Raw genomic sequence first — 611 nt, 5'->3', positions numbered from 1 at the left:
GGCTTGGAGGGGGCAGTGGTGCATCTGGAATCAGCGTTCTCGCACATTCGGCGTGAGTGACAAAGGCGTCATACTTCCGGCGGCGCTGCGCGCGCCGACGCGGTCGTTCATCAAACCGGCCGCCGTTTTTCCGCTCAACGGTAGTTCACAAAACCACCCGCCGCATTCGATGCAGGGCACCTCAAAAGGCAGTTCGTCGTACTCGATGCCTGCGGCACGTCGCAAAGCCACCTGCCGTATTCGATGCCTGCGGCACGTCGCAAAGCCGCCAGCCATACTCGATGGCCATGGCACTTCACACCAACCCGTCAGTCATATTCGATACCCGCGGCATTTCAAAGAGCAGCTTGCCGTTTTCAGCGCTTAGCTATACTTAGTATGTCGCTGGCTATGTCCGGCGTCGGTGGCATGTCCAAAGCACTAGCTCAACTGGCGCATCGCCGAGGCGAAGCCGATGGCCCCCACCAGGTCCAAACGAAGTCCATGTTTTCTGATGGACCCTTCCGGCGAGCACATAGTGCGAGGCGGGAAGCATGACTGCGTTGTCACTGAGGCCGAATGTGCGAGAACACGGATTCCAGATGCACCACTACCGGAACTGTGCGAGGGAC

General features: G+C 59.1%; 1 protein-coding gene. It reads left to right on the top strand.

Features of this window, described 5'->3' with window-relative positions; genetic code table 11:
* Positions 1-367, top strand: a 367-nt coding sequence (locus PQQ96_RS42155; protein ID WP_408303351.1) for a hypothetical protein, incomplete at its 5' end; no start/stop codon positions are given.
* Positions 368-611 lie beyond the last annotated feature (244 nt).

This window comes from Paraburkholderia sediminicola (assembly GCF_046027825.1).
Lineage (GTDB): Bacteria > Pseudomonadota > Gammaproteobacteria > Burkholderiales > Burkholderiaceae > Paraburkholderia > Paraburkholderia sediminicola_D.
The sequence above is the reverse complement of the archived record's forward strand: the minus strand, read 5'-3'. Positions and strand labels throughout refer to the sequence as shown.